This is a genomic window from Microbispora sp. NPDC088329 (assembly GCF_040685655.1).
Lineage (GTDB): Bacteria > Actinomycetota > Actinomycetes > Streptosporangiales > Streptosporangiaceae > Microbispora.
In genome coordinates this window covers 399122-416368 of record NZ_JBFBIP010000001.1, presented here as the reverse complement: position 1 = coordinate 416368, position 17247 = coordinate 399122, and the positions used below count along the sequence as shown (strand labels likewise).

Below are 17247 nucleotides of genomic sequence, written 5' to 3'. Positions count from 1 at the left end.
AGAGCCGGTTACGCGCGGCCCATGCCGGCGTCGCGGGCGCGGATGATCGCCTCCGCCCGATCGGCGGCCTGGAGCTTGGTGAGCACCGCGTGCACGTGGTTGCGTACGGTCTTCTGCGACAGGAACAGCCGCGCGGCGATCTGGCCGTTCGACAGGCCGGCGGCCACCAGGTCGAGCACCTCGTGTTCCCGGGCGGTCAGGGCCGGGAACGGCGTGCCGCCGGTCTCCGGCCTCGGGGCCAGGAAGTCGGCGATGCGCGAGGCCAGGACCGCGCCGAACACGACACCGCCGCCCGCGACGGTGGTGATCGCCCGGACGACCTCGTCGGGCTCGGCGCCTTTGAGCAGGTAGCCGCGGGCGCCGGCACGCAGCGCGTCGAAGATCGTGCCGTCCTCCTCCGACATCGTCAGCACCACGACGCCGATCTCCGGGTGCGCCCGGAGGATTCGACGGGTGGCCTCGATGCCGTCCATGCCGGGCATCTGCACGTCCATGACCACCACGTCGGGTTCCCGCTCGGCGGCCTGCTCGACGGCCTCGGCGCCGGTCGAGGCGGTCCCGGCCACCTCGACCTCGTCGATGCTGCTCAGCAGTGCCGCGAATCCTTCGCGGAACACCGGATGGTCGTCCACCACGAGGACCCGCACCGGTCGCTTACCGGTCATCTCCCACCTCTCCTGCCGCCGCCGGCGCGGGCGTCCGCGGCGTGACGGGCAGCCGCGCCCAGACCCGTGTGCCGGCCGGTTCCCCCGGGGTGACGGTGCACGATCCGCCGAGTTCGGCGGCCCGCTCGCGCAACGACACCAGTCCCACGCCGGTCGCCGCCTCGGTCGCGAGGCCGACGCCGTCGTCGGCGACCACGACGTCGAGGTGCCCGCCCGCGACGTCGTGGACGAGCGACACCACGCACTCGCCGGCCCTCGCGTGCCTGACCACGTTGGTGATCGCCTCCGACGCGATCCGGTACGCGGCGACCTCCACGGCGGCCGGCAGACCGGTGAGGTCGCCTGACTCCTCGACCCGGACGGCCAGCCCCGGGGTCCGCAGCCGCTCCGCCTGCTGGCGGATCGCCCCGACCAGGCCGACGTCGTCGAGCGCGGGCGGGCGCAGGCCGTGCACCAGCCGCCTCACCTCGGTGAGCATCCCGGTGAGCTCCTGACGGGCCAGGCCGAGGATCCGGTCCGCGTCCTCGTGCGACCGGCGCGCGGTGATCCGGGCGGTGTCGATCCGGGACGCGACCGCCGCCAGGGCCGGGCCGAGGCCGTCGTGGAGCTCGCGCCGCAGGCGGCGGCGCTCGTCCTCCACGGCGGAGACGATGCCCTCGCGGCTGCGTTGCAGCTCCTCCGCGAGGCGTACGGCACGGGCCGCCGCGGCGGCCTGGCGGATCAGGTCGGCCAGCAGCCGTTCGTCGCCGGCGGTGAGCCTGCGGCGGGCGGCCCGGTGCGGCAGCACCAGCCGCCCGATCCGCTCCCCCCGATAGGTGATGGGGAGCGCCTGCGTCCCGGTGGGGCGCTCGCCGTCCTCGACGAGCAGCACCTCGCCGCTGACCTGGATGATCTCCACACCGACGTAGGGCGTGCGGAAGGCCTGCGCGACCGTACGCGCCAGCGTGACGAGCTGCGCCTCCGAGTCGTCGGTACGCTCCAGGCGCTCGGCGAGCCCGGACATCACGTGGTAGGGATCGTCCCGATCCCCGATGATCCAGCGCCGCACCAGACGCCACAACCGGTGCCGCAGCTGGGCATAGAGGATGGCCACCGCGAAAACGGCGATGACCAGCCGCTCCCCCTCGTTCAGGCGCGGCCCGAGCAACCGGCCGGCGCCGCCCAGGACCAGCAGGTCGAGGACGAACGTCAGGGCGAGCAGAAGGCCGTACACCAGCGTCCCGCCGAGCAACCGGTCGACGTCGACGAGATCCGGGCGCACGATCCCGATCGCGACCGACCCGGAGGTGAGGATCACGGCGGTGGTCAGGCCGACGGCGCCGAACCAGTTGGGCAGCAGCCGGAACGTCAGCATGACCAGGAGGTCGACCACGGCCGCCCACACCAGCCAGCGCATCCGGGCGCGGTCCATGCCGGTCATGGTGCGGTAGCGCCGCACCACGACGGCGAACGGAGTGACCAGGCTCAGCGGGAGGCACAGTTGCGCCACCCGCAACACACCGGTCCAGACGGCGTCCGGCAGCGGGAGATAGAGCGCCTCGAGGTTAAGCCCCCGCAGCGGCGCGGGCAGCGGAGTGGATTCCGCGGTCGCCTGGGCGATGGCGGACGGCGCCGCGAGCAGGGCGAGCGGGAGCAGGCTCGTCAGCGCGAGGCTGAACAGCGAGGCGATCCGCCACCGCCCGGAGGGCAGCTGCCCGTCCGGGAACAGCAGCAGCACCAGGGGGAGCAGCAGCACCAGCCCCGCGCCGAGCCGCTGGTAGACGACGAAGGCGGCGGACGCGCCCGCGAGCGCGGGCTCGTGCAGGGTGGCGTAGGCGATCCACGACGACGCCACGCCGTCCAGCGCCCACCAGGCGCCGAAGCCCGACATCAGGCGGCCGAGGGGATGACGCGGACAACGGCGGAGCACGACCATGCCGGCCGCGGCGAGTGCGACACCCGCGATCGCGTCGACTCCGCCCGGCTGCAGTTCGAGCACGGCACGGTGGGCCTGGGGCACCCGCAGATCGATGAGCGCTGCCACCGGTGTGGCGGTCACGGCGATTGCGAGGAGCACAGGCCCGACACTCAGCCGCGAAAGCCAGCGAACCGTCACAAACTGCACCAGGAAAGTGTGCCGTAGCAGGTGCGGAATGTCCCTACGGAGTGTCGGACGAACGCCGTCCGCATGACTCGCCGTGCACTGCTGGGACGCGCGTCCCATCCGGCCTGGGACACGAAGGATGCCGGCAATCGGGACGCGACGCCCTGACGGCCTGGGCCGGTGGTTCATGAGGATCGTCCTCGTCGGCGCGGCGACCGCCGCCCCCACGACACGCCTCATCAGCCGAAGGAACACCGATGACCGTTCACACCCAGCGCAACGCCCACGCCGCCGACGCGTCCTCGTCCGCGCCGCTCGCCGAGACGACCGTACGCCGGCTGGCGCTGGGCCTGTCCACCGGCGCACTGACCTGGTCCGCCGTCAGCTTCCTCTATGGCTTCAACCCCGCGACCGAGGCGGGAGTCAAGATCACGGACCTGGGCGGCCTGGCGTTCCAGTCCGGCGCCCTGTGCCTCCTCGCGATCATGGGCCGTACCGGCGCGACCGGCGTGAGCCGCGTGGCGCGCGCCATGCTGCGGGTCGAGCGGGTTCTGCTGGCCCTCGCCATGGCGTGGAGCGTCTTCCACGCGTTCCTGCCCGCCGCGCGCGACAGCGTCTGGATGGGGATCCTCGACGCGTTCTGGCCGCTGTCGATGCTGGGCATGTTCGTGATCGGCGTCAAGGTCGCCGTCGCCGGGCGGTGGCGCGGGGCGGCCCGCCTCTGGCCGCTCGTCGCCGAAAGCTGGGTGGTCGTGACCCTTCCGACCATGGCGATCCTCGGCTCTTCCGTGTCGGACGTCGTCGGTGCGGCCCACCTGCTCGTGGGCTACACCACGCTCGGCCTCATCATCGCGTTCCGTCCCGAGCTCGTGCGCGGCAGGGACTGAACGACGAGCCCTCAGAACGCGCGAGCCGTGACACCGGCGACGCGGGCGAGGTCGAGCTTGGTCTCGTCCTCGCTGCCGGGGACGGTCGTGTAGATCACGATCTTCAGGTCGGTGTCGGAGTCGGACAGCACGTCGCAGTCGACGGTGATGTCCCCGATCGCCGGGTGCCTGATCGTCTTGCGGTCCTCCGCGTGGCTGCCGACGGCGCCCGAGTGCCACAGCCGGGCGAACTGCGGGTTGCCGTCCAGCGTCCGGCGGATCAGCCCGCTGAGGCGCGCGTCCTCGGGGTAGCGGCCGGACGCGCGGCGCAGGTCGGCGACGATGGCCCGGTCGGTCGCCTCCGCGTTCTCCGAGACGACGGGCCAGGCCGCGAGGCGCGCCCGATCGGACGGAACGGGAAAACGCGAGCGCACAAGATTGCGCTCCTCCGGCGCGAGCACGGAGGGGTCGCCGAGGAGCGCCGCCCAACCGCGGTTCCACCACAGCAGCCGCCAGTCGGCGGCGAACACGGCGACCGGCGCGTCGCCCAGCCGGGTGAGCACCCGCTGCATCCCGGGCGGGATGTGATCGCTGATCACGCCGTCCAGGGGCGGCTGCAGCCCGGCGAGCCGGTAGAGGTGGTCGCGCTCGGCGCGGCTGAGCTGGAGCGCCCGCGCCAGCGCGGCGGCCACTTGCGCCGACGGCGTGGTCGCCCGGCCCTGCTCCAGCCGTACGACGTAGTCCACCGAGACGCCCGCGAGGTCGGCGAGCTCCTCGCGGCGCAGCCCGGCGGCACGGCGTACGCGGCCGGCGGGCAGGCCGACCGCCGCGGGGGAGAGCCGGTCACGCCACGCGCGGATCGTCGCGCCCAGGCTCGTCTCGTCTGTGGTCATGTCCCCATTCTGCGCCGGTCGCGGGAGGCCAGGGTGGTACTGCCTGTCCTACCGGAGCGCTCTCCCTGGTTGTCCGCGCCCGGCCCGCCGATGCTTGGAGCCATGACGATCACCTTCATCACCGGGGCCAACAAGGGCCTCGGGTTCGAGACCGCCCGCCGCCTCATCGACCTCGGCCACACCGTCATCGTCGGCGCCCGGGACTCAGAGCGCGGACAGGCGGCGGCCGACGAGCTCGGCGCGCGCTTCGTGCGGATCGACGTCGCCGACGACGGGTCCGTCGCCGCCGCGGCGGCCGACGTCGCCGCCCACGAGGGCCGCGTCGACGTCCTGATCAACAACGCCGGGATCATCGGCCCGCACGTGCCCGCCGACGAGCTGACCGCGGACCACGCCCTCGAGGTCTACCAGACCAACGTCGTGGGCGTCGTCCGCGTGACGAACGCCTTCCTGCCGCTTCTCCGGCGGTCGGAGCACCCTTCGATCGTCAACGTGAGCAGCGGCACGGGGTCGTTCGCGCTGACCCACGACCCGGCCCGCGTGGAGTCGAAGGTCATCGGGCCGCTGTACACCTCCTCCAAGGCCGCCGTGACCATGCTCACGACGCAGTACGCGAAGGCGCTGCCCGGCATCCGGGTCAACGCCGCCGACCCCGGCTACACCGCGACCGACCTCAACGGGCACAGCGGCCACCAGACCGTGACGGAGGGAACCGACGCGATCGTGACGCTCGCGACCGAGGGCGCCGGCGGCGGAACGGGCCGGTTCATCGACCGCTCCGGCACCGTGCCCTGGTGAGCCGCGAGCGCACCGCCCGGACGCCGGGGCGCTTCAGCCCGGCCCGCCGACGTGACCCCGCGCCAGGTGCGGATCACCGGGCGTGCCGACGGACAGCGAGGAGACCCAGACGGCCAGCTGGGTGCGGTCGCGCAAAGAGAGCTTGCGCAGGCAGCTGGAGATGTGGTTCTTGGTGGTCCCCTCGGTGATGTGCAGTTGCCGGGCGATCTCGCGGTTGGACGCGCCGGCGCCGACGAGCAGGGCGATCTCGTACTCGCGGTCGGACAGGCCGCCCGGCGGCTCCGCGCAGGGCCGGTCGTGTCCCGGGTCCCCGGCGTCGGCGGCGGGTGTCGTCTCCTGCTCGCGCAGGGCGGCCACGAGCCGCTCGGCGGCCCGCCCGCCGAGGACGGTCTCACCTCGTGCGGCCCGGTTGATGGCCGAGACCAGCTCGTCCGGCGGCGTGTCCTTCAACAGGTAGCCCCTGGCGCCGCCGCGCAGGCCGCCGAAGATGTAGTCGTCGTCGTCGAAGGTCGTGAGCATGACGGCCGCGACGGTGGAGAACTCCGTGCTGAGCCGTTTGATGAGCTCCACCCCGTTCATGCGCGGCATGTGGGCGTCGACGAGCGCCACGTGCGGCCGCCGCTGCGGGGGCAGCGCGGCCAGGACCTCGAGGGCCTCGACGCCGTGCGCCGCCGAGCCCACGATCTCGATGCCCTCCTCGAACTCCAGGAGCTTGCGCAGGCCCTCGCGCATGAGCACCTGGTCGTCCACCAGCAGCACCCTGATGACGCCCGCGGCGCGTGGCTCTCGGAAGATCACCTGATCACCGCCTGGGGGGCCGGTCTGTGCACCGGGAGCGCCGCACACAGACGGAAGCCCTGCCCGGGCTCGCTCGTCGTAAACAGCTCTCCTCCGACCGTGTCCAGGCGCTCCCGCAGGCTGCGCAGGCCGTAACCGTGCGACACGGACTCCGGGTCCGCGCCCTCGCCGTCATCGGAGACGGTCATGACCACCCTCTCGGGCGAACACTCGAGCAGCACTTCGATGCGGTACGCCCGTGAGTGACGCAGCGCGTTGGTCAGCCCCTCCTGCAGCACGCGGTAAAGGACCAGTTCCGTGCTCTCGTGGACGTCGGGCCACGCGCCGGTCATGGTGAAGGCGACGCGGGGATCCGCCGAGCCGAAGGAGTCGGCCAGGGCGCGAAGCGCCGACACGCCGGTGCGGCCCTCCATCCGCAGGGGTTTGAGCGCCCGAACCCAGCGGCGGGTGTCGGCCAGCGCCTCCAGGGTGAGCTCCTTGGCCTGCCTCACCTCGTCCCACGCCTCTTCGGGACGGGTCTCACGGTAGCGCTGCGCGTTGGCCAGGCCCATGTTGATCACGGTGAGGTAGTGGCCGATGGAGTCGTGCATGTCCCTGGCGATGCGGGCGCGCTCCTCCGCCACCGTCAGGTCCCGGGTCTGCGCGGCGTAGCGCCGCAACTCGGCGTGCGCCTGTTCGAGGTCGGCCAGCAACCGGCGGGTCCGGTCCGCCCGGCGGCTCGCCCCGGCCAGGGCGGTGAGCACGACGAGGATGACCAGGCACAGGAGGAGCACGACCGCGCCGTTGACGATCGCGGACACCAGAGGTTGCCCGGGGTTGATCACACCGAGTGTGAAGTGGAACAGCCCGACGGCGACCGCGTAGAAGATGCCGCCGCGCGGCCCGAAGACGGCGAGCGCGTTGGCCACCGCCAGACCCGCGATCAGCAGGGCGGCGACTCCGCCCGCGAGCATCAGAAGCAGGCTCGTCGCGAGGAACGCCGCCGAGGCGGTTCTCCGCCAGAGGGAGGCGCAGGGTCCCCAGGCCAGGAAAGGCCACAGGAGGCATCCCGGCACCAGCGCGAACACGCTGACGAAGAAGAAGACGTCGCCCAGCGCCCACCCCTCCGTGCCGTACCGGCCCGCCCTGAATGCCGCCATATAAATCAGGGCATTGATGGCGGCGGAAGCCCAGAAGAAGATGTTGAACACCTTGGGAGGGCGGTCTTCGCCGAACTCCACCCAGTCGCTCACATCGGGTATGGACGAAATGGTGGAGCGCATGTCCCGAGGATATCTCCGCGGATTCGCCCTACACAGCCTGACGCAGGTCACATATGACACCCGCATTACGACATGACCGAGGTCATGGCTCCTGGCCTGCGAGCATGACCTCCTGTGCCGAAGGTGGGATTCATGACGGATGCATCCGAATCTAAAGTTTAGAACGGAGCAGTCCATTACATCGCGACGACGGGGAGCCGGCCGCTCGATTCTCCAGAGATCCCAGGCGCCCCCGCATCCGTTCATCGAACAGGGGGCACAGTGATGGCGACTAATCGTACGTTCGAAGCCTTGGCGCACGCTCAGCGACGCCGGGTGCTGCGCCTGCTCAAAGACTGCGACCGATTGACGGCGGGTCAGCTCGCGGAGCGGCTCGACGTCCCCCGCCCGACCCTGTCCGGCCATCTCAACGTGCTGAAGTGCGCGGACCTCATCGTCGGGGACCGCAAGGGAACGACCATCTGGTACCGCCTCAACCTGACCGTTGTCGAGGAGGCCTTGGAAGCCGTGTTCTCGCTGCTCGGGGGTGTCAGCGAGGCGCGGGCCCGGCGTCAGGACGGTCTCTCCGCGGTGCCGTCCGCGGATGTCGTGCCGTCATCGATCGCCCCGGAAACCGGGGTCCTGCTGAGGAAGGCTGTATGAGACCATCCGACCCGATCCATTCCGGTCAGACCGATGTGCCCGCCGCCCGGCCGCCCTGGGCCGGCATCGTCGTCTACGTCCTGTGCCTGCTGGCCATGGTCGCCGTCTCGTGGATGCTGTGGGACTCGCTGCCGGACGTCGTCGTCACCAGGGAGGCCACCGCCGAACGGGCGGGCGTCCAGGTGCCGCGCTTCGTGATCGTCGCGGCGGTTCCCGTGACACTGCTCATCGTCGGGGCGGTCATGACGAGCACCCTGATGGCGGGCGGCCGGCTGCGGCGCCGGGTGGACCCCGCTCTCGTCGTGCGGCCGCAGTCGCAGACGAAGGCGATGAACGTCGTGTTCGTCGTCCTTCCCCTGTTCCTTCTCGCCCTCCACAGCGGCCTGCTGCTGCGGGCCGCGGGCCACGAGGTGCCCCTGGACCGGGCCATGGCGGTCGGCATCGGCCTGCTGCTGATCGCGCTGGGCAACGTCCTGCCGAAGATCGGCCCGTCGCGCGTGCCCGAGGGGTCGTCGGAGCGGGTGGTGCTGGCCTGGCAGCGGGCGCAGCGTCCCGGCGGCCTCGCCATGATGCTCCTGGGCGTGGCGTGCGTCGTCGCCGCCTTCTTCCTGCCTCCCCTCGTGGTGGCCGTGTCGGCCGTCATGCTGGTCGCGGCGGTCTATGTGCTGATGGGGGTGCTCACCGGGCAGCGGCTGCGGTGAGCCCGGGCGGCCCCGGAGGGCCGCCGTACCCGTACGCCGGCCGGGGCGGGCCTTCACCGCCCCGGCCGGCCGGTCAGCTCGGCGTAGAGGCCGCACGTGCGGGTGAGCTGCTCGTGGTCGCCCCAGTAGGTCCGCACCCCGTCCAGGAGCAGGATGTGGTCCGCGCGCATGGCCGACGCCGCGCGGTGGGCGATCACGACGAGGGTGCCGGGACGGTCGCGGAAGGCCCGTTCCACCCGCGCTTCGGCCAGATGGTCGAGGTGACACGTCGCCTCGTCGAGGATGACGACACGAGCCCGGCTGAGATACGCCCGCGCGACGCCGATCAGTTGTCTCTCACCGGCCGACAGCCGGGCCGGTTCGATCGGGGCGTCCCACCCGCCGAGGCGTGCGCACAGGTCCTCGGCCCCCACGGCCCCCGCCGCCGCCGCGAGCAGCCGATCGCTCGCGTCCCGCCGCAGGTAACGCAGGTTCTGGCCCAGGGTGCCGGAGAAGACGTACGACTCCTGCGGCACCAGGACGATGTGCGAGGGCCTGCCCTCGGGGTCGAGGCGGTGCGGCGCGGTCCCGCCGACGCTGATCCGGCCGCTGCCGGGTACGGCCAGGCCGGCGATGAGCGCGGCGAGGGTCGACTTCCCGGTGCCGCTGGGGCCGACGACGGCCAGATGACCGTTCTCGGGGAGGGCGAAGCCCAGGCGGTCGATGACCGGTGCCGCGTCCGCGTGATAGGCGAAGCCGACGCCGTCGGCGACGATCTCGCCACCCGCGGGCGGCGTCGCCGTGCCCTCCTGAGGAGGCCGTACGCCGCGGTGGGCGTCGGCCAGGCGGCGGACCGTCACCGCGAGCTGTAGCCCGGAGCCGCCGATGACCTCGGTCAGCATGCGCATCGCCGCCTCGACATGCGTGCTCAGATAGGTGGCCGCCCCCAGCATGGCCCCGATGGTGACGCCGCGGCCGATGAGCCAGGGAGCCGCGAGGAGCAGGCACAACAGCGGCAGGTACGCCCCGACGGCCGTGACGGCGCTGCGCGCGGCGGTCGCCTGCCCGAGGCGGCGCTGCGCCGTACGCTCGGCGGCGAGGCAGCGCCCGACGCCGGCGACCACGCGATCCTGTCCGCGGAAGGCGGCGATGTCGCGGCTGCCGGCGAACGCCTCGCTCACTTCGAGGGCCACCCGTTCGTTCGCCTCCATCGCGGCGCGCTGGCGGCGGGACAGGCGCCGGAGCAGCAGCACGAAGAGCACCGTCGACACGATGACGGGAGGCATGGCGACCGACAGGATCCCGGGCCCGAGCGCGGCCAGCCCCGCCGCGGTCGCCGAGAGCGTGAACACGAACCTGCGCAGCCCGTTGAGCAGCGTGGCGATCGATCGGCGGACCGCTTCGACCTGCTGGGTGACGCGGGCGATCATCGAGCCGTCGGGGGTCGCCGGCCCGTCGGCGTGCACGATGCCCGCCACCACGGCCCGGGTCAGCTCGTCACGCAGCGGCTCCACGATCCGGCCGATGATCGGGAAGGTGAAGCGGGTGCCGACCGCCCCGATCGCGTAGGCCGCCAGCAGCGCGGCCAGCCAGGACAGCCCCGTCACGAGATCGAGCCGCAGGAAGCCCTCGTCGACGGCTTTGGCCACCAGCACGCCGGACGCCATCGCCGGAACGGCCTCCAGGAGCGACCAGGCGCCCAGCGCGGCCAGGGACGCCCTCGCCCGCAGCAGCGAGCGCCGGATCAGCGGCCACCCCGGTTCCCGGTGCCACTGCCGCTCCGTGGTTTCACGCATGGCTCAGCTCCTGCCGTACGTCGGGCCGGTCCTGCTCGCCGGGGGTGAACAGGCTCCGGTAGTCCGGTGAACTCCACAGGTCGTCGTGGGGGGCGTAGGCCCGTACGCGGCCGTTCTCCAGCCAGACCACGCGGTCGGCGCGGGCCGCGACCGAGATCCGGTGCGTGGTCACGATGCGCGTCGTGCCGGCCGTGTCCCCGTCGGCGAGCGCGTCGGCGATGTACAGCTCGGTGACGCTGTCCACGCTGGAGAGGGCGTCGTCGAGGATCAGAAGGCGGCCGCCGTGCGCCATGCCGCGGGCCAGCCCGAGCCGCTGCCGTTCCCCTCCGGACAGCGGCGCCTCGGAGCAGGGGGTGTCGTAGCCGCGGGGAAACCGGCGGATGAACTCGTCGGCCTGCGCCGCCGCGGCGGCGCGGCGGATCCGTCCGTCGCTCGCGCCTTCCGGAGCGCCGAGGCCGATGGCCTCTCCCAGCGTGCCGGTGAGGTAGGCAGGGCGCTCGAACGCCCACCCGACGGCGGCGGCGAGGGCGGCGGGCGTGAGAGCGGCGATCGGCACGCCGTCGAGCAGGACGTCGCCGTCGTCCGGGTCGGTCAGCCGTCCGGCCACCGCCGCGAGCGTGCTCTTCCCCGAGCCCGACCGGCCCACCACCGCGATCACGCTGCCGCCGGGCACGTGCAGATCGACCCGGTCGAGGACGGGGCCGTCCGGTCCCGCCACCGTCACCTGCCGCAGGGACACGGCGCCGTTCCCCTCCGGGAGCTCGCGGTCCCCGTGGGGGGTGGCCTCCAGATCCAGGACCTCCTGCACGCGGCGGGCGCCCGCGCGCGCCTGCGCGAGGGCCATGAAGATGTTGGCCTGGCTGAACAGGCCCATGGCCATGCCGGTGTAGCCGACCGCGGCGGTCATCTCCCCCGGGGTGATGGCCCCGTCCATGAGGGTGTAACCGGCGGTGGCGATGACCGCCACCTGCATCAGCGGCATGAGCAGGCCCGCCCGCAGGTTGAGCGTGCCCTGGAGCCGCCACGACTCCCGGCCCGCGCGGTGCAGGTCGGGGAGGTCGGCGAGGATCCGATCGATCTCGTGCCGCTCGGTGCCGGCGGCGCGCACCGTGCGGATGCCGGCGAGCACCTCCACCAGGCGTCCCGCGATCCGGCCCTGGATCTTCATGTAGCTGTTCAGAAGGGGAGTGACACGGCCCACGAACGTGCGGGTGACCATCATCGCCGCGGGAAGGCCGGCGGCGAAGGCGAGGGCCAGCCGGATATCGATGATCGCGAGGGCCACCAGCGCGCCCCCCGACACCAGCAGCGAGGTCACCGAGCCGCTGAGCAGGGGGACGACCGCGGCGGTCTCGGTGGTGTTGGTCAGCAGCCGGCTGGTCAGGTCGCCGGGGGAGAACGCCGTACGGTCACGGGGTTTCAGGCGCAACGCCCGGGAGAGGAGATCACGGCGCAGGCCGAGGGTGAGCGTGCTGACGCACCAGGGGGCGATCATCTGCTCGGCGATCTCGGCGGCGACCAGGGCCGCGATCAGCGCCGCCAGCCGGAGGAGAGCGTCGTGTCCCGCCCCGCCGAGCCTCTCGTCGATCGCCGCCGCCAGCAGGGCGGGGAACAGCAGCGCTCCGACGGCTGACGCGAGGTTGGTCGCCAGCAGCAGGATGTTCCATCCCAGGCCGACCCTGACCATCCGGGCGAGTTGTCGATCCGCGTTCGACCATCGCATTCGTCTCCTGCCCTTCACACTGGTGCCGACATGGAACGGCCGGGGCGCGAGTCGCGCCCCGGCCGGCGAGGTGTCACATGCAGACGGCCACGCTCAGGGTGCTGGTGGTCAGGCAGGCGGACAGGCTGACCGTGCTGCCGGCGCAGACGACGCCCGCGCTGGCGGTGCTGATGATGGAGGCGGGCGCGTCACCACCGGAGGAGGCGCCGCGGGTGGCCTGCAGGTTGAGTACGTAACCCATGGTCGTTTTCCTTTTCGCGCGGAGTGGAAGGGATGTGGAGTGGCGGGGATCGATCAGCAGAGGACGACGCTGGTGGTGCTCCAGCAGGACACCGGGCTGAGGAAGCTCAGGGAGGCCGGGCCCTTGTTCGTCTCTTCGTGAACGCTCTTCACCTGCAGGTCCAGGACGAAGCTCATCGACTTTTCCTCTGTTTCAGGCCGTGATGGTGGTGATGCAGAAAACCTGGCTGGCGGTGCTCTGGCAGTTGAACCAGCTGTTGGTGCTGACGGTGCGGGCGCCTTCGCCGTTGCCCGAGGCGCTCCTGGAGATCTCCTGCAGGTTGAGTACGAAGCCCATGTCGACTCTCCTTAGGTCAGTAGCAGCCGATGATGCTGAGGTAACTGGTGACCGTCGGGAAGGTGGTGAGGACGGTGGTCGGATCCGTCCCCTCGCGGTTGCCCGAGGCGTTGCCGGGGATGTCCTGCAGGTTGAGTACGAAGCCCATGCCGACTCACCTCACCAGTCGCATATGAAGAGGCTCGTCATGCTGAAGGGGGTCGTGAGCGGAGAAGCCGCCCCTTCGCGGGTGTCCGCGGTGGTGCGGGTCAGCTCCTGCAGACCGAGCACGAAGTTTCCGTCCGAGGCCCCGCGCATCAGCAGAAAATCCAGCTCTGGTTGCTGAAGCAGAGGGACAGGCTGGTGGTGCTCGGCATGGCCTCCGCGGAGAGGCGCTCCCGCGCGTCCCGCATGCCCTGCAGGTCGAGGATGAACGACATTTTCTGGTCTCCTTTTGATGTGGCCTGGGATCTGGGACTAGCAGCCGGCGAGGGTCCAGCCGCTGATGCAGAACGAGGTGCTGAGAGAGCTGGGGCCGGCCGGCGCGTAGTCGCCGTTCTTGCCCGAGGGCAGGCTCCGGCCCTGCAGGTCAAGCAGGAATGCCATTTCTTTCTCCTTTGTCGGTCGGGTCGATCGATGTCCGTGAAGGTCAGTCGTGTCGGATGGTGGGCGCCTCCTTCGCGTACGGGGAACCGGCGAAGGGCCGGACGAAGGGGAGGATCGGCAGCGAGGGGTCGCGCAGCGTGGCGAGCGCGTGGAGGATGCCGGCGGTGCCCGTGCCCAGGTCCATCGACAGGCGCATGAGCTGGTCACCGGGGAAGGCGATCTCCCCTCGCAGGCCGACCATGTGCAGCCGCAGACGGTCGCGTTTGACGGCGATGTGCTCGTCGAGCTGCTCGCGGTCGTCGTAGAGCGGCCGGATGTGGTTCAGGAAGCCCATCTGGCCGGCCGTGCCGAAGAACAGCATCGGGCAGATGTGGAACTCGGCGTGCGCCGGCCGGCGCAACCCGTTCATCGCCGCCGTCAGCTCGTCCGTACGGCGATACCGGAGCAGCTCGCTCAGCACCAGTCCGATGCCGGCCGAGCCGATCCCGATGTAGGGCATGCTCCGCCAGCCCTCGTCGACGTACATCGCGCCGGAGTCGTCGTCGCGGACGCAGCAGTCGAGCTCGTGGCGCAGCGCCTGCTCGGCCAGGTCCAGGTAGCCCTGATCGCCGGTGTCCTCGTAGAGCCGGACGAAGAGGAGGGCGGATCCGGACAGGCCGTACAACAGGCCCGCCCGCCGGTGCCTGCCGTCCTCGTCCACCGGCTTGGGCGGGTCGTTCAGCAGCCGGTCGGCGAGCCTCTGGGCGTTCTTCAGCGCCGCGTCGCGCAGCCCCTGGTCCCCCAGGCGCCCGGCGAAGTAGAGCTGGTTGAGCGCCACACCGCTCAGACCGGTCAGCAGCTCGTCGGCCAGCGACACCTCGCCGATCCCGGCGATCATGTCGAGCACCGACATCGCCGCGTCCCTGTTGCCGATCTCCTCGAAGGCGTACGCGATGCCGTGCAGACCGTCGTAGAACCCGACCCGGTGCACGCCCTTGTGGCCGCGTACCCGTTCGAGCAGCCACTCCTCGTGTTCCTCCCGGCGGCCGTGCCCGCTCTTGGCCATGGCGTAGAGGACTCCCGCCGTGCCGTAGCCGAAGCCGAGGCCGTCCAGGAGGAACTGCTCGACGTCTCCGGGGAAGAGCCGGTCCTCCCTGTCGGGAGTCGCGCTCGCCCACACGGACCGGGCCGCGGACGCCTCGATCTCCGCCCAGTCGATCGTGCCGTCCCCGGCGCCGGCGATGAGCGCGCCGGTGCGGGCCATCTGCTCCTCGCTGCCGGCCCACGGAGAGGGCCCCAGGTCGAGCTGCGCGAGCACCTTGGCGCCCCAGCCGTCCGGAACGGGGAACCGCTCCTCGATGAAGCCGACCAGGAACTCGGCGCGGGTCGTGTCCAGCGTCAGGAGCACGGTGAGCGGGAGGAACGGCGCTATCTTCAGGCACCCCAGGGCGAAGCGGTCCGCCGCGAGGCTTCCCCGGTCGTCGGGCGGTATGAAGCCCGGCGCGCCCATGCCGATGCGCTTGTCCTGGTCGACGTACGTGGCGAGCTCGAAGTCGACCAGCTTCACCTGGCCGTCCTCGGTGATCATGATGTTGTTCGGGTGGAGGTCGCCGAAGGCGATTCCCCGCTCGTGCAGCCGGCCCACCACCTCGTCGATCTGCTCGGTGACGCCCAGAGCCCACTCGGTGAAGTCGCGGATCGACTCATCGCTCGGATCGGCGTGGATCAGCGGCGTCCCCTGGACCAGGCGCTTGTTGAGGGTGACCCCCTCGACGTACTCCTGGACGAGGAAGTGGTGCTCCCACAGTTCGAAGTAGTCGTAGTAGTCGACGACCGCGTCGACGTCCGCCAGTTCGATCAGGAAGTCGCGCTCCCGCTTGAGCCTGGTCACCGCGTCGCGGCCGACCTGGTCCAGGCCCGCGCCCGGCCTGGCCTCCTTGAGGATCACCTTCCGCCCGCTCTTCTTCTCGTACGCGATGTAGATGCCGCCGCCGTTGGAGAAGTGCACGGCCGACTCGATGTCGTACGGGAAGTCGGCGGGCGGGTCCGACCGCTTGCGGTCGCTGAGGTGGTCGGCGAGGAACGCCGGCGGCTCCACCCAGTCGGGCACGTAGAAGACGGGCTCGCGCCGGTCGACGACCAGATCGCCGTCAGGCGTCTCGATCGCCATCGCGGGCTCGCCGAGTTCGTTGCGGATCAACCGCTCGACGAAGCCGCCGTAACGCAGATAAAGAGGGCCGTCCTTCCAGCGCAGATCGCTCAGGATGTACGGACCGCCGAGTCCGGTCAGCAGCGGGTCGAGATCCGTGAGGATTGTCTCGAGCTGCTCGTCGGAGGCGGGATAGATGGTGATGAACTTTCCACTGCCGCTCCGGTCGGCGTACTTGAGGTTGCGGCCGATGAAGGCCGCCTCGCTGACCAGGAACTTGAACGGGATTTCCTGCCGCAGGCAGTAGTCGGCCGTGATGTCGAGCACACGCTGGGCCGTTTCACGGGTGGCGGACACGTGTATTTTCCAGCCCTGCTTCGGAGGGGGAGACGTGGTGCGCATGTAGTTGAACCACGGGCCCTTGGCGCCGGTCTGCCAGCCGTCCGGCACCGGCATCGTGGCCTGCCTGTACCCCTTCTGTTCGGCCGCCCATCTGTTCGGCTCGTCATAGAAGAGGCGGTCGGCGAAGCAGTATTCGAAGTAATGCATCTTCATTTCCGCGCCGTCCTCACTCCTGGATGCGTGTAATGCCACCGTAATCAGTCCGTGAATGATGTCCAATCACGAAGGGTGACGGATTCGCGGAACTCCGGGGGGTGTGCCCGCATTTGTAGATGCCGGGCGGGAACGGGTAGGACACGCTCCGTCTCCGGTCGCGTCGCGCCGGTCCGCGGTCCTGGCTACTTCGGCTGTTTCCGAACAAAGAGCGGATGGCGTGATCCGGAGAACGGAGCGTGATCGGCTGCGGGAAAAATTTCTGCCCGAATTATTTGTTTTGATATTTCGGTAGAAAGCGAAAAAGTAAGAGCGGGGCGTTTCTTCGGGCCTTCGCCGGTCAGGGAAGCGCGTCGATCAGCCGGCGGCGGAGCAGAGGTTCGTGGGCGGGGTCCGTGTGAAGGGTCAGGGTCAGCCCGGCCTCGGCGGCACCCGTCAGGACGGCCAGCAGCGTGGCGAACTGCCCGGGAGGCTCGGCGTCGAGCAGCTGCTCGGCGTGGTTCACGACCAGGTCGACCGTCCCGATGTCGCGCAGCGAGTCGGTGAGGGCGTCCCAGTTGCGGCCGAAGTACGCGGGGAGGCGGAGAACTCGTGTCACCTCGTCGAAGAAGGCGTCACGGGTCCGGCAGGCCCGCCCGTCGGCGACCGCCGGGGCGGGATCGGCGGTCACCGTGAGCCACGGAGGCAGCGGGCGTGCGGCGGAGGCCATGACAGGTCCTAGAGCCGGTAGAAGTCGGTGTAGTGGTCGGGCGAGAACCAGGTGACGCCGGTGCCGCGGTCGACGACGATCCGGTAGGCGTCACGCGAGGCGCCGCGTGGGCGGGAGTAGACGTCGTACTCGTAGTAGGCGGCGCCGCCGGGAAGCCGGCCCTCCCGGTTGTGGAAGCGCCCGCCGGTGTAGTTGTACTGGCCGTCGGGCCAGGAGTACCAGCCGCCGCCGGTGGGATACCCCTTCCCGGCCCAGATCGCGTTCGCCGAGCGGGCGTCGGCGCAGCGGGAGATCGTGCAGGAGCCGTGGACCGACGCGTGGGCGGGGACGGTGCCGGTCGGACCGGCGAGGCACACGATGGCGGCGATCACGGCGGTGAGGGACGGCGGGAAGCGTCGCGGGGTCCGCACGAGACCTCCTTGCGAGGGCGAGAGGACGGGCACTCGCCGGTGTCATCTCGACACCGGCACGAGCCAGGACGTTGTCT

At 71.1% G+C, this 17247-nt stretch carries 20 protein-coding genes; 4 read left to right on the top strand and 16 right to left on the bottom strand.

The genetic code is table 11. The features are described 5' to 3' along the window. Positions 1-8: 8 nt before the first annotated feature. Together AB0O28_RS02040 and AB0O28_RS02035 are read right to left on the bottom strand one after the other, a co-directional pair. Positions 9-665, bottom strand: coding sequence for a response regulator transcription factor (locus tag AB0O28_RS02040; protein ID WP_363635278.1), 657 nt, complete (start codon positions 663-665; stop codon positions 9-11). Further along, positions 655-2721 (bottom strand): histidine kinase, encoded by a 2067-nt coding sequence (locus AB0O28_RS02035; protein WP_363635275.1) that lies wholly within the window; start codon positions 2719-2721, stop codon positions 655-657. The genes AB0O28_RS02040 and AB0O28_RS02035 overlap by 11 nt, the downstream gene beginning before the upstream one ends. Before the next feature lie 284 nt (positions 2722-3005). Here AB0O28_RS02035 and AB0O28_RS02030 point away from each other — a divergent pair, with 284 nt between their 5' ends. Continuing rightward, the gene (locus AB0O28_RS02030) at positions 3006-3635 is read left to right on the top strand and encodes a hypothetical protein (protein WP_363635273.1); all 630 of its coding nucleotides are present in this window, start codon (positions 3006-3008) and stop codon (positions 3633-3635) included. Positions 3636-3646: 11 nt separating this feature from the next. On the opposite strand, the gene AB0O28_RS02025 is transcribed toward AB0O28_RS02030, so the two are convergent. Further along, complete coding sequence (locus tag AB0O28_RS02025) at positions 3647-4507, bottom strand: helix-turn-helix transcriptional regulator (RefSeq protein ID WP_363635271.1); 861 nt, start codon at positions 4505-4507, stop codon at positions 3647-3649. A 102-nt stretch (positions 4508-4609) separates the two neighbouring features. Here AB0O28_RS02025 and AB0O28_RS02020 point away from each other — a divergent pair, with 102 nt between their 5' ends. Then, entirely contained in the window at positions 4610-5305 is a 696-nt protein-coding gene (locus AB0O28_RS02020) for an SDR family NAD(P)-dependent oxidoreductase (RefSeq protein WP_363635270.1), read from the top strand. 33 nt (positions 5306-5338) lie between these two features. Here AB0O28_RS02020 and AB0O28_RS02015 read toward each other — a convergent pair whose 3' ends face one another. After that, a complete protein-coding gene (locus tag AB0O28_RS02015; protein ID WP_363635268.1) occupies positions 5339-6103 on the bottom strand; it encodes a response regulator transcription factor in 765 nt (254 codons plus the stop codon). Beyond that, positions 6100-7365 (bottom strand): sensor histidine kinase, encoded by a 1266-nt coding sequence (locus AB0O28_RS02010; protein ID WP_363635266.1) that lies wholly within the window; start codon positions 7363-7365, stop codon positions 6100-6102. The genes AB0O28_RS02015 and AB0O28_RS02010 overlap by 4 nt, the downstream gene beginning before the upstream one ends. 264 nt (positions 7366-7629) lie before the next feature. Between AB0O28_RS02010 and AB0O28_RS02005 the strand changes: the two genes are divergently transcribed. Together AB0O28_RS02005 and AB0O28_RS02000 are read left to right on the top strand one after the other, a co-directional pair. Further along, on the top strand, positions 7630-8007 hold the full coding sequence (locus AB0O28_RS02005) for a metalloregulator ArsR/SmtB family transcription factor (RefSeq protein ID WP_363635264.1): 378 nt from the start codon (positions 7630-7632) through the stop codon (positions 8005-8007). Beyond that, on the top strand, positions 8004-8708 hold the full coding sequence (locus AB0O28_RS02000) for a hypothetical protein (protein WP_363635262.1): 705 nt from the start codon (positions 8004-8006) through the stop codon (positions 8706-8708). The genes AB0O28_RS02005 and AB0O28_RS02000 overlap by 4 nt, the downstream gene beginning before the upstream one ends. Positions 8709-8761: 53 nt before the next feature. Here AB0O28_RS02000 and AB0O28_RS01995 read toward each other — a convergent pair whose 3' ends face one another. From AB0O28_RS01995 to AB0O28_RS01945, 11 genes are all read right to left on the bottom strand, one after another. After that, on the bottom strand, positions 8762-10483 hold the full coding sequence (locus tag AB0O28_RS01995; protein ID WP_363635260.1) for an ABC transporter ATP-binding protein: 1722 nt from the start codon (positions 10481-10483) through the stop codon (positions 8762-8764). Then, positions 10476-12206: an ABC transporter ATP-binding protein gene (locus tag AB0O28_RS01990; protein ID WP_363635258.1), complete on the bottom strand. Its 1731-nt coding sequence runs from the start codon at positions 12204-12206 to the stop codon at positions 10476-10478. The genes AB0O28_RS01995 and AB0O28_RS01990 overlap by 8 nt, the downstream gene beginning before the upstream one ends. A gap of 73 nt (positions 12207-12279) precedes the next feature. After that, positions 12280-12447, bottom strand: a complete 168-nt coding sequence (locus tag AB0O28_RS01985; RefSeq protein ID WP_363635256.1) for a hypothetical protein — start codon at positions 12445-12447, stop codon at positions 12280-12282. A gap of 53 nt (positions 12448-12500) precedes the next feature. Next, the gene (locus tag AB0O28_RS01980; protein WP_363635254.1) at positions 12501-12623 is read right to left on the bottom strand and encodes a SapB/AmfS family lanthipeptide; all 123 of its coding nucleotides are present in this window, start codon (positions 12621-12623) and stop codon (positions 12501-12503) included. A 16-nt stretch (positions 12624-12639) separates the two neighbouring features. Next, positions 12640-12783: a hypothetical protein gene (locus tag AB0O28_RS01975; RefSeq protein ID WP_363635252.1), complete on the bottom strand. Its 144-nt coding sequence runs from the start codon at positions 12781-12783 to the stop codon at positions 12640-12642. A 16-nt stretch (positions 12784-12799) separates the two neighbouring features. Then, a complete protein-coding gene (locus tag AB0O28_RS01970) occupies positions 12800-12931 on the bottom strand; it encodes a hypothetical protein (protein WP_363635250.1) in 132 nt (43 codons plus the stop codon). Positions 12932-13079: 148 nt separating this feature from the next. Then, the gene (locus AB0O28_RS01965) at positions 13080-13202 is read right to left on the bottom strand and encodes a SapB/AmfS family lanthipeptide (RefSeq protein ID WP_363635248.1); all 123 of its coding nucleotides are present in this window, start codon (positions 13200-13202) and stop codon (positions 13080-13082) included. Positions 13203-13239: 37 nt separating this feature from the next. After that, positions 13240-13368: a hypothetical protein gene (locus AB0O28_RS01960; RefSeq protein ID WP_363635246.1), complete on the bottom strand. Its 129-nt coding sequence runs from the start codon at positions 13366-13368 to the stop codon at positions 13240-13242. Positions 13369-13411: 43 nt separating this feature from the next. Next, the gene (lanKC, locus tag AB0O28_RS01955; RefSeq protein WP_363635244.1) at positions 13412-16051 is read right to left on the bottom strand and encodes a class III lanthionine synthetase LanKC; all 2640 of its coding nucleotides are present in this window, start codon (positions 16049-16051) and stop codon (positions 13412-13414) included. A gap of 340 nt (positions 16052-16391) precedes the next feature. After that, on the bottom strand, positions 16392-16760 hold the full coding sequence (locus AB0O28_RS01950) for a barstar family protein (protein ID WP_363635242.1): 369 nt from the start codon (positions 16758-16760) through the stop codon (positions 16392-16394). Between the two features lie 8 nt (positions 16761-16768). Continuing rightward, positions 16769-17170, bottom strand: coding sequence for a ribonuclease domain-containing protein (locus AB0O28_RS01945; RefSeq protein WP_363635240.1), 402 nt, complete (start codon positions 17168-17170; stop codon positions 16769-16771). Positions 17171-17247 lie beyond the last annotated feature (77 nt).